Source organism: Pseudomonas sp. AN-B15, from assembly GCF_019056475.1.
GTDB lineage: Bacteria > Pseudomonadota > Gammaproteobacteria > Pseudomonadales > Pseudomonadaceae > Aquipseudomonas > Aquipseudomonas parakoreensis.
In genome coordinates, this window is record NZ_CP049737.1 from 1,330,966 (window position 1) to 1,344,563 (window position 13,598).

The following is a 13,598-nucleotide window of genomic DNA, read 5'->3' on the forward strand; positions in this document are numbered from 1 at the left end:
TTCCAAAAAATGTGTAGCGAGCAACGTACCGGTGTTTCATCTGCCGGTCTGTCCCAACGCGGCGGTTTTTTTGAAAGGTGCACTGTGATTAATGCAGGTGATCGGGGGCTTCGGCCTTCCTTCGCTTTCCCCGGCGGCTCGTACCGCTTTAACGCAGACTTCTAGGGTTTTTCATGACGCGCTACATATTCGTCACGGGCGGTGTTGTTTCTTCATTGGGGAAAGGCATTGCCTCGGCTTCATTGGCGGCCATCCTGGAGGCGCGGGGGCTTAAGGTCACCATGCTTAAGCTGGATCCGTACATCAACGTCGACCCGGGCACCATGAGCCCGTTCCAGCACGGTGAAGTGTTCGTCACCCACGACGGCGCCGAGACCGACCTGGACCTGGGCCATTACGAGCGGTTCATCCGCACGACCATGACCCAGAACAACAACTTCACCACCGGCCGTGTCTACGAGCACGTGCTGCGCAAAGAGCGCCGTGGTGACTACCTGGGTGCAACCATCCAGGTGATTCCGCACATCACCGACGAAATCAAGCGTCGCATCATCAAGGGTGCCGGCGATGCCGACGTGGCCCTGGTGGAAATCGGCGGTACCGTGGGCGACATCGAGTCGCAACCGTTCCTCGAAGCCATCCGTCAACTGCGCGTGGAAGTCGGTTCCAAGCGCGCGATGCTGATGCACCTGACCCTGGTTCCGTACATCGCCACCGCTGGCGAAACCAAGACCAAGCCAACCCAGCACTCGGTTAAAGAGCTGCGCTCGATCGGCTTGCAGCCAGACGTGCTGATCTGCCGCTCCGACCATCCGGTGGATGTGTCGTCGCGTCGCAAGATCGCGCTGTTCACCAACGTTGAAGAACGTGCGGTGATCTCCCTGGAAGACGTCGACACCATCTACAAGATCCCGGCCGTGCTGCACGCCCAGGGTCTGGACGATTTCGTCGTCGAGCGTTTCGGCCTGCAATGCAATGGCGCCGACCTGTCCGAGTGGGAAAAGGTTGTCGATGCCAAGCTCAATCCTGAGCACGAAGTGACCATCGCGATGGTCGGCAAGTACATGGAGCTGCTGGACGCCTACAAGTCGCTGATCGAAGCGATGAGTCACGCCGGCATCACCAACCGTACCAAGGTCAACCTGCGTTACATCGATTCCGAAGACATCGAGAACCAGGGCACTGCGCTGCTCGAAGGTGTCGACGCGATCCTCGTCCCGGGCGGCTTCGGTCTGCGCGGCGTGGAAGGCAAGATCACGGCCGTTCAGTACGCTCGTGAGAACAAGGTTCCATACCTGGGCATCTGCCTGGGCATGCAAGTGGCGGTCATCGAGTTCGCCCGTAACGTGCTGGGCTGGAAAGACGCCAACTCCACCGAGTTCGATCGCGCCAGCGGCCATCCGGTCGTGGGTCTGATCACCGAGTGGGAAGATGCCACCGGCGCGGTTGAAGTGCGTACCGAAGCGTCCGATCTGGGCGGCACCATGCGCCTCGGCGCTCAGGAATGCCTGCTCGAAGCCGGCTCCAAGGTACACGACTGCTATGGCAAGGACGTGATTGTTGAACGTCACCGTCACCGCTACGAAGTGAACAACAACCTGCTGCCACAAATCATCGAAGCCGGCCTGAAAATTTCCGGTCGCTCCGCTGACGCCGCGCTGGTTGAAGTGGTTGAAGCACCGGATCATCCATGGTTCGTCGCTTGCCAGTTCCACCCGGAGTTCACCTCGACGCCTCGTGACGGTCACCCGCTGTTCAGCGGTTTCGTAAAAGCAGCGTTGGCTCAACACCAGAAGAAGGCGTAACCCGATGGCACAGAAGATCATCCGCGTCGGCGACATCGAGATTGCCAACGACAAACCCATGGTGCTGTTCGGCGGCATGAACGTGCTGGAAAGCCGCGACATGGCCATGCAGGTTTGCGAGGAGTACGTGAAGGTCACCGAGAAACTCGGTATCCCTTACGTGTTCAAGGCCAGCTTCGACAAGGCCAACCGCTCTTCTGTGACCTCGTATCGCGGCCCTGGCCTGGAAGAAGGCATGCGCATCTTCCAGGACATCAAGCAAGCCTTCGGCGTGCCGATCATCACCGACGTCCACGAGCCTGACCAGGCCGCGGTCGTCGCTGAAGTCTGCGACATCATCCAGCTGCCGGCCTTCCTGTCGCGTCAGACCGATCTGGTCGTCGCGATGGCCAAGACCAACGCGGTGATCAACATCAAGAAAGCCCAGTTCCTCGCGCCTCAGGAAATGAAACACATCCTGAACAAGTGCGTGGAAGCGGGTAACGATCAATTGATCCTCTGCGAGCGCGGTTCGAGCTTCGGCTACAACAACCTCGTGGTCGACATGCTCGGCTTCGGCATCATGAAGCAGTTCGAATACCCGGTATTCTTCGACGTGACCCACTCGCTGCAAATGCCTGGCGGTCGTTCCGACTCCGCCGGCGGTCGCCGCGCCCAGGTCACCGATCTCGCCAAGGCAGGCATGAGCCAGTCGCTGGCCGGTCTGTTCCTTGAAGCGCATCCGGATCCGGACAATGCCAAATGCGACGGCCCTTGCGCCTTGCGTCTGGACAAACTGGAGCCATTCCTGGCCCAGCTCAAAGCCCTGGACGAACTGGTGAAGAGTTTTCCGACGGTAGAAACCGCGTAAACCTCAATTCTCCGGTAAAGTACCGCACGATTTGTCGCACATGCCCTCGGGCATGTGCGTTGTCGTCTGCAAGCTGCCCGCTGCACACCACTTGCCGACGGTAAAAAGATTTCCTCTAGCTGCGTCGTTTTCGTCAACTTTGGAGTGTTTACAACAATGGCAAAAATCGTCGACATCAAAGGTCGTGAAGTTCTCGACTCCCGTGGCAATCCCACCGTGGAAGCGGACGTGCTTCTCGACAACGGCATCATCGGCAGCGCCTGCGCGCCGTCCGGTGCATCCACTGGCTCGCGTGAAGCGCTCGAGCTGCGTGATGGCGACAAGAGCCGTTACCTGGGCAAGGGTGTGCTCAAGGCGGTAGCCAACATCAACGGTCCGATCCGCGATCTGCTGCTGGGCACTGACCCAAGCGACCAGAAAGCCCTCGACCACGCGATGATCAAGCTCGACGGTACCGAAAACAAGGCAACCCTGGGCGCCAACGCCATCCTCGCCGTGTCCCTGGCTGCGGCCAAGGCGGCTGCACAGGACCAGGATCTGCCACTGTACGCCCACATCGCCAACCTGAACGGCACCCCGGGTGTGTACTCGATGCCGGTGCCGATGATGAACATCATCAACGGTGGCGAGCATGCCGATAACAACGTCGACATCCAGGAATTCATGGTGCAGCCGGTTGGCGCCAAGACCTTCTCGGAAGGGCTGCGCATGGGCACCGAGATTTTCCATCACCTCAAAGCCGTGCTGAAGGCCCGTGGCCTGAGCACCGCCGTTGGCGACGAAGGCGGTTTCGCACCGAACCTGGCATCCAACGAAGACGCGTTGAAAGTGATCTCCGAAGCCGTGGCCAACGCCGGTTACAAGCTGGGCACCGACGTGACCCTGGCGCTGGACTGCGCTGCCAGCGAGTTCTTCGAAGACGGCAAGTACAACCTGTCCGGCGAAGGCCAGGTGTTCACCGCTGAAGGTTTCGCCGATTATCTGAAAGGCCTGACCGAACGTTATCCGATCATCTCGATCGAAGACGGTCTGGACGAGTCCGACTGGGCTGGCTGGAAGATCCTTACCGACAAGATCGGCGAGAAAACCCAACTGGTCGGCGACGACCTGTTCGTGACCAACACCAAGATCCTGAAAGAAGGCATCGATAAAAAGATCGCCAACTCGATCCTGATCAAGTTCAACCAGATCGGCACCCTGACCGAAACCCTGGAAGCCATCCAGATGGCCAAGGCCGCCGGTTACACCGCCGTGATCTCGCACCGTTCGGGCGAAACCGAAGATTCGACCATTGCCGACCTGGCCGTTGGCACCTCGGCTGGCCAGATCAAGACCGGTTCGCTGTGCCGTTCCGACCGCGTTTCCAAGTACAACCAACTGCTGCGTATCGAAGAGCAGTTGAATGGCAAAGCCAAGTACAACGGTCGCGCCGAGTTCCGCGGTTAAGCTGTAGATGGTAAAAAGACACCGGATTGTGTCGGAAAAGTCGTGACAGCGATGGATTTGCCACTAATCTGATGCCTTACATGCACAAGCCTGGATCTTCCAGGCTTCGTGCTATCAGACGTTTCAAAGTTTTCGCGTGGCTGTCTTTTTTCACTGGATACCTGATATTCGATGCGCAGTCCTTACTGGTTGTTTCTCGTTTTGCTCTTGCTGCTGGCCGGTCTGCAGTACCGCCTGTGGGTGGGCAATGGCAGTCTGGCGCAGGTCGCCGAGCTGAAGCAGCAGATTGCTGATCAGCACGCCGAGAACGAAGGCCTGCTGGAGCGCAATCGGGTGATGGATGCTGAAGTCAGCGAGTTGAAAAAAGGCATGGAGACCGTTGAAGAGCGGGCTCGCCATGAGCTGGGCATGGTCAAGGACGGTGAAACCCTTTACCAGCTCGCGCAATGATCGATTCCCTGCCGGCCTTCTGGGCCGTGATTCCTGCCGCGGGCGTCGGTGCCCGAATGGCTGCGGACCGTCCCAAGCAATACCTGCAACTGGGCGGACGGACAATTCTCGAACACAGCCTTGGCTGTTTCCTTGATCACCCACGCCTCAAAGGGCTGGTGGTCAGTCTTGCTGTTGATGATCCTTACTGGCCAAGTCTGGCCTGCGCAAGCGACCCGCGGATTCAGCGGGTCGAGGGTGGTGCGGAGCGTTCCGGGTCGGTGCTCAATGCCTTGCTGCATTTGCATGCGCAAGGTGCCGACGATGAAGACTGGGTGCTGGTGCACGATGCCGCGCGCCCGAATCTGAGCCGTGACGATCTCGACAAATTGCTGGCTGAGCTGGCGGACGATGCCGTCGGTGGTCTGCTGGCCGTGCCGGCGCGCGACACCTTGAAGCGGGTCGACAAGCACGGTCGTGTGGTGGAAACCGTGGATCGCAGCGTGATCTGGCAAGCCTACACACCGCAGATGTTCCGCCTCGGTGCCTTGCATCGGGCGTTGGCTGACAGTCTGGTGGCGGACGCGGTGATTACCGATGAAGCCTCGGCAATGGAGTGGGCTGGTCTGGCACCGCGTTTGATCGAAGGGCGGGCGGACAACCTCAAAGTCACCCGGCCGGAAGATCTGGAGTGGTTGCGTCAGCGTTGGGCTAACCGCCGCTGAAAGATCAAAGGATCGCAGCCTGCGGCAGCTCCTACAGGGAGTTCGCGGTTTCCCTGTAGGAGCTGCCGCAGGCTGCGATCTTTTGCTTTTAAATTCGATACTCCGGCCGCTCGGCCAACCCTTCCTTCAAGAAATCCACCAGCTTGCGCACCTTCGGCGACAAATGCCGCTGCTGCGGATACAAGGCCCACACCGCCGTATTCGGCGGCTGATGCGCCTCCAGCAGCGAAATCAGTGCCCCGCTGTGCAAATGCTCAAGCACGTAATAGTCCGGCAACTGACATAAACCGACCCCTTGCAGCGCCGCATCCAGTACCGCCTGCCCACTGTTGCAGCGCCAGTTTCCCTGAACACGTTGGGAAAATTCCCGCCCGTTCTGTTCCAGTTGCCACAGATCCGAGCTGCCGATCAGGCAATTGTGCCGGCTCAGTTCCGACAAACTGTGTGGGCGGCCATACCGTTCCACGTAGGACGGAGACGCGCACAGGTACATCCGACGCGGCGCCAGGCGAGTGGCGACCAATCGCGAATCCTGTAACCGGCCCAATCGGATCGCCAAATCCAGCCCCTCATGCACCAGGTCGAGTTGGCGGTTGGTTAACTCGACGTCGACGCGCAGTTGCGGGTATTGCCCCATGAAGCGTGTCACGAGCGGCACGATGAACCGCTCGCCATAGGCCACGGCGCAGGTCATGCGCAACATGCCTTTGGGCTCGCTGGTCAGATCGCCAACCGCGCGCAGAGCTTCTTCGCGACCGTCCTGCAGGCGTTGGCAATGCTGCAGGAAGGTTTGTCCGGCTTCGGTCAGCGTCACGCGGCGGGTACTGCGATAGAGCAGACGCGTCTGCAAGCGCTCTTCCAGTCGTACGATCTGTCGACTGATATGCGAGGAAGAAACGCCCAGACGTTCCGCAGCGGCGGTGAATTGGCTGCATTCGGCAACGGCGACGAACTCGTCAATGCCTTCCCAGCGGTTTTCCGACATTGGGATTATCCCTGTATGGCAATAATGTTTTGCTTTGGCCCGGATTATTCACCAGATCGCGCTGTACTACACTGCCGGTCTGGTTTTTTATTCAATGGATTCACTGGAGAGTCAGCATGATCAAGTCGCGCGCCGCCGTTGCCTTCGAGGCCAAGAAGCCGCTGGAAATCGTAGAAGTCGATGTGGCCATGCCCAAGGCCGGTGAAGTATTGCTGCGCGTGGTGGCTTCTGGAGTCTGCCACACGGACGCCTACACCCTGTCCGGTGCGGATCCGGAAGGTATCTTCCCGTCGATCCTTGGCCACGAAGGTGGCGCAATCGTTGAAGCGATCGGCGAGGGCGTTACCTCGGTCGCCGTCGGTGACCACGTGATTCCGCTGTACACCCCGGAATGCGGCCAGTGCAAATTCTGTAAGTCGGGCAAGACCAACCTGTGTCAGGCGATTCGCGCTACTCAGGGCAAAGGTCTGATGCCGGACGGCACTTCGCGCTTTTCCTATAAGGGCGAGACGATTTTCCACTACATGGGCACGTCGACCTTCTCCGAGTACACCGTGCTCCCGGAAATCTCCGTGGCGAAAATCGCCAAGGATGCGCCACTGGAAAAGGTCTGCCTGCTCGGTTGCGGCGTGACCACCGGTATCGGTGCGGTGATCAACACCGCCAAGGTCAAGCCGGGTGACACCGTGGCGATTTTCGGTCTGGGCGGCATCGGTCTTTCGGCCGTCATTGGTGCGGTGAAAGCCAAGGCCGCGCGGATCATCGCCATCGACATCAACCCGGCCAAGTTCGAAATCGCCAAACAGTTGGGCGCCACCGATTGCGTCAATCCGAAAGATTTCGATCGTCCGATCCAGGAAGTGATCGTCGACATGACCGACGGCGGCGTCGACTTCTCCTTCGAGTGCATCGGCAACGTGCAACTGATGCGCGCAGCGTTGGAATGCTGCCACAAGGGCTGGGGCGAATCGGTGATCATCGGCGTGGCCGGTGCCGGTCAGGAAATTTCGACCCGTCCATTCCAATTGGTGACCGGGCGCGTCTGGCGTGGTTCGGCATTCGGCGGCGTGCGTGGCCGTACCGAATTGCCAAGCTACGTCGACATGGCACAGAGCGGCGAGATCCCGCTGGATACCTTCATTACCCACACCATGGGTCTGGAAGACATCAACAAGGCCTTCGACCTGATGCACGAAGGCAAGAGCATCCGCACCGTCATTCATTTCTGATCAATCGCGACGTCCCGGCTACAGAACCTTGAAGGGTTTGTAACCGGGGCCGCGTAGGAGTCTTTACATGAGTCTGGAAAACATCTCCTGTCAGAAAAGTTTCGGCGGCTGGCACAAGCGCTATCGCCACCGTTCCGATGTGCTTGGTTGCGACATGATGTTTGCCGTGTACCTGCCGCCGCAAGCGGAACAGGGCGGCAAGTTGCCAGTGCTTTACTGGCTGTCCGGTCTGACCTGCACCGACGAGAACTTCATGCAAAAGGCCGGCGCGATGCGCATGGCCGCCGAACTTGGCCTGATCATCGTCGCACCGGACACCAGTCCGCGCGGCCCAGATGTGCCGGGTGATCCGGATGGCGCCTGGGATTTCGGCCTCGGCGCCGGGTTCTACCTGAATGCCACGCAGGAACCGTGGTCGCGGCACTATCGGATGCATGACTACGTCGTGCAGGAATTGCCTTCACTGGTTGAGGCGCATTTCCCGGCGTCGGACAAACGCAGCATCAGCGGCCATTCAATGGGCGGCCACGGCGCTTTGGTTTGTGCGCTGCGCAATCCGGGGCGTTACCAGTCGGTCTCGGCGTTTTCGCCGATCAACAATCCGATGGATTGCCCGTGGGGACAGAAGGCGTTCTCGCGCTATCTGGGTGAAGACCGTTCGAAGTGGAAAGAATGGGATGCTTGCGCGCTGATTGCCGAGGCCGGCGAAAAACTGCCGTTACTGGTCGATCAGGGTGATCGCGACGACTTCCTCGAAAACCAGCTCAAGCCCGAAGCCCTGCAACAAGCGGCAAAACAAGCGGGTCATCCGCTGACGTTGCGCCTGCAACCGGGCTACGACCACAGCTATTTCTTCATCTCAAGCTTCATAGATGACCACTTGCAGCATCACGCACGCGCCCTGCGCGGTTAATGCAGGTAGAATCACGCCCTGACAAAAATCGGGGCGTTTTTTTTATGCGTATTGGCCACGGCTACGATGTGCACCGTTTCGCTGAAGGCGATTTCATTACTCTGGGCGGCGTGCGCATTGCACACGGCTTCGGGCTGCTCGCTCACTCCGACGGTGACGTCCTGCTGCACGCCTTGAGCGATGCCTTGCTCGGCGCGGCCGCGCTGGGTGATATCGGCAAACACTTTCCGGACACCGACCCGCAATTCAAGGGCGCCGACAGCCGCGTGCTGCTGCGTCATGTGGTCGCGCTGATCCACGCCAAGGGCTGGAAAGTCGGCAACGTCGACAACACCATCGTCGCCCAGGCACCGAAAATGGCCCCGCATATCGAAGCGATGCGTGCGTTGATCGCCGCCGATCTTCAAGTTGAACTGGATCAAGTGAACGTGAAAGCTACCACCACTGAAAAGCTCGGCTTTGTCGGTCGCGAAGAAGGCATCGCCGTGCATTCCGTTGCCTTGTTGCTGCGCGCATGAACGAACTGCAACTGCTCGGCCCGCGCGCCTATGGCGAACCCCTCGGCACTGCGGTTCTGAAAGCCATCGCCGAAGATTTTCAGGTCGATGAGGTGCTCGACATCCCGTTCAGCGGTGATGGCGAACACCTGTGGATCTGGGTGGAAAAACGCGGTTTGAACACCGAAGAGGCAGCGCGGCGGATTGCCAAGGCCGCCGGGGTGCCGTTGCGCACCGTCAGTTATGCCGGGCTCAAGGATCGTCAGGCGCTGACCCGTCAGTGGTTCAGCGTGCAACTGCCGGGCAAGGCTGATCCGGATCTCTCGGCGGCGGAAAACGACACGCTGAAGATCCTCAAGACCACGCGCCACAAACGCAAGCTGCAACGCGGCGCGCATTCGGCCAACGGCTTCACCTTGCGCCTGACCCAGTTCGCCGGCGACAAGGACGCAATCGAGCAGCGTCTGCAACTGATCGCCAGACAAGGCATTCCCAACTATTTTGGCGCCCAGCGTTTCGGCCATGACGGCGGCAACGTCGTTGATGCGCGTGCGTGGGCGGCGCGCAAGGCATTGCCCGAGCAGCGCAATGTGCGTTCGCGTCTGCTGTCGACGGCGCGCAGTTTTCTGTTCAATCAAGTGCTGGCGGCGCGGGTGGCCGATGGCACCTGGCAGCAGGCGCAAGTCGGCGATCTGCTGGCGTTCACCGACAGCCGCAGTTTTTTCCCGGCCGGTGAGGCCGAATGCAGCGATCCGCGCCTGGCGATTCTCGACCTGCACCCGACCGGCCCGCAGTGGGGCGAAGGTGACTCACCGGCCACCGGCGCTGTCCATGATCTGGAGCAGGGGATTGCTGCTCGCGAGGCGGATCTGCGCGATTGGCTGATCAATGCCGGAATGAGCCACGAACGTCGCATCCTGCGGCTGCCCATTGGCGGGTTGTCGTGGCATTATCCCCAGCCTGACATTCTGCAACTGGAATTCGTCCTCCCGGCCGGATGCTTCGCCACCGTATTGGTGCGCGAACTCGTTGATCTGGTGCCGGTGGGGCAGACGGACAGCCCATGCGTATTCTGATTTCTAACGACGATGGGGTAACCGCACCCGGTCTCGCCGCGCTTTATGCTGCGCTGGCGGATTACACCGAATGCGTGGTTATCGCCCCGGAGCAGGACAAAAGCGGCGCCAGCAGTTCGCTGACGCTCGACCGTCCGCTGCACCCGCAATACCTGGCCAATGGTTTCATCAGCCTCAACGGAACACCGACCGACTGCGTGCATCTGGGCCTCAACGGCCTGCTGGAGCGTGAACCGGACATGGTGGTTTCCGGGATCAATCTCGGTGCCAATCTGGGCGATGACGTGCTGTATTCCGGCACGGTGGCCGCCGCCCTCGAAGGGCGCTTTCTCGAGCGCCCTTCGTTTGCGTTTTCGCTGTGTTCGCGCCAGGTGGACAACCTGGCGACAGCCGCACATTTCGCGCGCAAACTGGTCGAGGCCCATGCCGGGCTGGACCTTCCACCGCGCACGGTGCTGAACGTGAACATTCCCAATCTGCCGATCGACCATATTCGTGGCATTCAACTGACCCGTCTGGGCCATCGCGCCCGCGCCGCAGCCCCCATGAAAGTGGTCGACCCGCGTGGCAAGGCCGGTTACTGGATTGCCGCTGCCGGCGATGCCGAAGACGGCGGGCCAGGTACCGACTTTCATGCGGTGATGCAGGGCTACGTTTCCATCACCCCGTTGCGGCTCGATCGCACCTTCAATGATGCCTTCAGGCATCTCGACGGCTGGCTGGAGGGACTGCGCTAATGGCTCGTGAACACGAAGACAGAATGCGCAGCGGCATCGGCATGACGTCGCAGCGTACGCGCGAACGTCTGATCCAGCGCCTCTATGAAGAAGGCCTGTCCAACGCCAAGGTGCTGGAAGTGATCCGCCGTACGCCGCGTCATCTGTTTGTCGATGAAGCGCTGGCGCACCGTGCCTATGAAGATACCGCGCTGCCGATTGGCCACAACCAGACCATCTCCCAGCCTTATATGGTGGCGCGCATGAGCGAGCTGCTGCTGGAGGCCGGGCCTTTGGACAAGGTGCTGGAAATCGGTACCGGTTCGGGCTATCAGACGGCGGTGCTGTCGCAACTGGTTGAGCGGGTGTTCTCGGTCGAGCGCATCAAGGTCCTGCAGGACCGGGCCAAGGAACGTCTGGTCGAGCTGAACTTGCGCAACGTGGTGTTCCGCTGGGGCGATGGCTGGGAAGGCTGGCCGGCGTTGGCGCCGTACAACGGCATCATCGTCACCGCCGTTGCGACCGACGTGCCGCAGGCGTTGCTCGATCAGCTGGCACCGGGCGGGCGGATGGTGATTCCGGTCGGCTCCGGAGAAGTGCAGCAACTGATGCTGATCGTGCGTGAAGAACACGGGTTTTCCCGTCACGTGCTGGGGGCGGTGCGCTTCGTGCCATTGCTCAATGGCCCACTGGCCTGAGCATTTATTTGCGCGCGCTGAATTCCTTGCGTTGGCCTGTGTCTTACACCGGCAGCGAAGGTTTAAACGCTACGAATTGCCCAAAGGCAAACGTGTGCGTGAAGCGTTTTCGCATCTTTAACGGTAAAGCCCATTCGGCCCGTTATACTTGCGACACTACTTGCCGCGATTCGGCATTCCACATATTTAAGCCACCACAAAGGGAGCGGCGGGTGAGTCTCACAGTCATTGCGCAGCGTATGGGTAACACGAGCTTTCAGCGCCTGGTGACTGGCCTTGTATTGAGCACCTTGCTGGTCGGTTGCTCCAGCACCAAATCGAGCAACGTGCGGGTGGTCGATCGCAACAGTGCGGCGGCTCAACGTCCTGCGGTAACGACCGGGCAGTATGTAGTCCGTCCGGGCGATACGCTGTTTTCCATCGCTTTTCGCTACGGCTGGGACTACAAAGCCCTCGCGGCCCGGAACAATATTCCTACGCCGTATACGATCCACCCGGGTCAGACAATTCGCTTTGACGGCCGCACCGGCTCAACGCCGACGGCGGTGGTCAGCAACAGCAGTTCTTCGCCGTCTTCGTCGAGTAGAACCACGGTAATCCGGCGTCAGGCGAATGGCACGACGACCACTACCGTGACCGGTTCCGGCGCCGGTTCTGCGGGGGCTGCACCGTCCGTCGCGAGCAAACCGGCCCCGGCTCCGCTGCCTCCACCGGGGCCAGCCCCGACCGGCTGGGGATGGCCATCTAATGGCATTCTGATTGGAAAATTCTCTTCAAACGGTAGTTTGAATAAAGGAATTGATATCGCCGGAGATTTGGGACAGCCTGTTTTAGCTGCGTCTGATGGGACGGTGGTTTACGCCGGGAGTGGCTTAAGGGGCTACGGCGAATTAGTCATCATCAAACACAGCGAAACCTACGTCAGTGCCTACGGACATAACCGCAGGCTGTTGGTACGGGAGGGGCAGCAGGTCAAGGTCGGACAGACAATTGCCGAAATGGGGTCAACGGGTACAGACCGGGTGAAACTGCATTTTGAGATTCGCCGACAAGGTAAACCTGTAGATCCGCTGCAGTTCCTGCCCAGACGTTGATTTGAGGCCAGCCTGTTCCGTCGCGTAGAGGGGACAGGCTCCAGCGCTGCCAAGGATAAAGGCGTCGCTTGAGCTTGGGGTCGAACTCACCAAAGGACTATAACAATGGCTCTCAGTAAAGAAGTGCCGGAGTTTGACATCGACGATGAGGTTCTCCTTATGGAGGCCGGCATCGATTCGGATTCTTCGATGTCGAATGATGAAGGGGCTGCTCCACCTTCCGTTCGTTCCAAATCCAAACACTCCGCTTCACTTAAACAACATAAGTACATCGACTACACTCGGGCACTCGATGCCACGCAGCTGTATCTCAACGAAATCGGCTTTTCACCACTGCTCTCCCCGGAGGAAGAAGTTCATTTTGCGCGTCTGTCGCAAAGTGGCGACCCTGCCGGGCGCAAGCGCATGATTGAAAGTAACCTGCGGCTGGTCGTGAAGATCGCTCGGCGTTATGTCAATCGGGGGCTGTCGCTGCTGGATCTGATCGAAGAGGGCAACCTCGGCTTGATCCGCGCGGTGGAAAAGTTCGATCCCGAGCGCGGCTTCCGCTTCTCGACCTACGCCACCTGGTGGATTCGTCAGACCATCGAGCGTGCGATCATGAATCAGACCCGGACCATCCGGCTGCCGATCCATGTGGTCAAGGAGCTCAACGTGTACCTGCGGGCGGCACGCGAGCTGACGCAAAAGCTCGATCACGAACCTTCACCCGAAGAAATCGCCAACCTGCTGGAAAAACCGGTGGGCGAGGTCAAGCGCATGCTCGGCCTGAACGAGCGGGTTTCTTCGGTTGACGTCTCGCTGGGTCCGGATTCGGATAAAACCCTGCTGGACACCCTGACGGATGACCGTCCGACCGATCCATGCGAACTGCTGCAGGATGACGACCTGTCGCAGAGCATCGATCAATGGCTTTCGGAACTGACCGACAAGCAGCGCGAGGTGGTCGTTCGCCGCTTTGGCCTGCGCGGCCATGAGAGCAGCACGCTGGAGGATGTAGGCCTGGAAATCGGCCTGACCCGGGAACGGGTGCGGCAGATCCAGGTAGAGGGCCTCAAGCGCCTTCGTGAAATCCTCGAGAAGAATGGTCTGTCGAGCGAGTCGCTGTTTCAGTAAGCGCCTCTGAGAACCGTCC

14 protein-coding genes are annotated in these 13,598 nt (G+C 59.7%); 13 read left to right on the plus strand and 1 reads right to left on the minus strand.

Annotated elements, in window-relative coordinates; translation table 11 throughout:
- Positions 1-173: 173 nt before the first annotated feature.
- From GTQ41_RS06000 to ispD, 5 genes are all read left to right on the plus strand, one after another.
- Entirely contained in the window at positions 174-1,805 is a 1,632-nt protein-coding gene (locus tag GTQ41_RS06000; protein ID WP_003222153.1) for a CTP synthase, read from the plus strand.
- A 4-nt stretch (positions 1,806-1,809) separates the two neighbouring features.
- Positions 1,810-2,655, plus strand: coding sequence for a 3-deoxy-8-phosphooctulonate synthase (gene kdsA, locus GTQ41_RS06005; protein WP_007954807.1), 846 nt, complete (start codon positions 1,810-1,812; stop codon positions 2,653-2,655).
- Between the two features lie 156 nt (positions 2,656-2,811).
- Complete coding sequence (gene eno / locus GTQ41_RS06010; RefSeq protein ID WP_041072316.1) at positions 2,812-4,101, plus strand: phosphopyruvate hydratase; 1,290 nt, start codon at positions 2,812-2,814, stop codon at positions 4,099-4,101.
- Positions 4,102-4,272: 171 nt separating this feature from the next.
- Entirely contained in the window at positions 4,273-4,551 is a 279-nt protein-coding gene (gene ftsB, locus GTQ41_RS06015; RefSeq protein WP_007964293.1) for a cell division protein FtsB, read from the plus strand.
- Positions 4,548-5,255 (plus strand): 2-C-methyl-D-erythritol 4-phosphate cytidylyltransferase, encoded by a 708-nt coding sequence (ispD, locus tag GTQ41_RS06020; protein ID WP_047291894.1) that lies wholly within the window; start codon positions 4,548-4,550, stop codon positions 5,253-5,255. Before ftsB ends, ispD begins: the two co-directional genes overlap by 4 nt.
- Before the next feature lie 88 nt (positions 5,256-5,343).
- On the opposite strand, the gene GTQ41_RS06025 is transcribed toward ispD, so the two are convergent.
- The gene (locus GTQ41_RS06025) at positions 5,344-6,240 is read right to left on the minus strand and encodes a LysR substrate-binding domain-containing protein (protein ID WP_047291896.1); all 897 of its coding nucleotides are present in this window, start codon (positions 6,238-6,240) and stop codon (positions 5,344-5,346) included.
- A 116-nt stretch (positions 6,241-6,356) separates the two neighbouring features.
- Between GTQ41_RS06025 and GTQ41_RS06030 the strand changes: the two genes are divergently transcribed.
- The 8 genes from GTQ41_RS06030 to rpoS all read left to right on the plus strand — a co-directional run bounded on the left by GTQ41_RS06030 (position 6,357) and on the right by rpoS (position 13,579).
- Positions 6,357-7,469 (plus strand): S-(hydroxymethyl)glutathione dehydrogenase/class III alcohol dehydrogenase, encoded by a 1,113-nt coding sequence (locus GTQ41_RS06030; protein ID WP_047291898.1) that lies wholly within the window; start codon positions 6,357-6,359, stop codon positions 7,467-7,469.
- 67 nt (positions 7,470-7,536) lie between these two features.
- Complete coding sequence (fghA, locus tag GTQ41_RS06035) at positions 7,537-8,382, plus strand: S-formylglutathione hydrolase (RefSeq protein ID WP_047291900.1); 846 nt, start codon at positions 7,537-7,539, stop codon at positions 8,380-8,382.
- A 44-nt stretch (positions 8,383-8,426) separates the two neighbouring features.
- Complete coding sequence (ispF, locus tag GTQ41_RS06040; RefSeq protein ID WP_027611044.1) at positions 8,427-8,900, plus strand: 2-C-methyl-D-erythritol 2,4-cyclodiphosphate synthase; 474 nt, start codon at positions 8,427-8,429, stop codon at positions 8,898-8,900.
- Positions 8,897-9,955: a tRNA pseudouridine(13) synthase TruD gene (gene truD / locus GTQ41_RS06045; RefSeq protein WP_047291903.1), complete on the plus strand. Its 1,059-nt coding sequence runs from the start codon at positions 8,897-8,899 to the stop codon at positions 9,953-9,955. The genes ispF and truD overlap by 4 nt, the downstream gene beginning before the upstream one ends.
- Positions 9,943-10,692, plus strand: coding sequence for a 5'/3'-nucleotidase SurE (gene surE, locus GTQ41_RS06050; RefSeq protein WP_047291906.1), 750 nt, complete (start codon positions 9,943-9,945; stop codon positions 10,690-10,692). The genes truD and surE overlap by 13 nt, the downstream gene beginning before the upstream one ends.
- A 41-nt stretch (positions 10,693-10,733) precedes the next feature.
- Complete coding sequence (locus GTQ41_RS06055; RefSeq protein ID WP_169841266.1) at positions 10,734-11,369, plus strand: protein-L-isoaspartate(D-aspartate) O-methyltransferase; 636 nt, start codon at positions 10,734-10,736, stop codon at positions 11,367-11,369.
- A gap of 212 nt (positions 11,370-11,581) precedes the next feature.
- Complete coding sequence (locus GTQ41_RS06060; protein ID WP_047291909.1) at positions 11,582-12,463, plus strand: peptidoglycan DD-metalloendopeptidase family protein; 882 nt, start codon at positions 11,582-11,584, stop codon at positions 12,461-12,463.
- Between the two features lie 105 nt (positions 12,464-12,568).
- Positions 12,569-13,579, plus strand: coding sequence for an RNA polymerase sigma factor RpoS (rpoS, locus tag GTQ41_RS06065; RefSeq protein WP_047291913.1), 1,011 nt, complete (start codon positions 12,569-12,571; stop codon positions 13,577-13,579).
- Positions 13,580-13,598 lie beyond the last annotated feature (19 nt).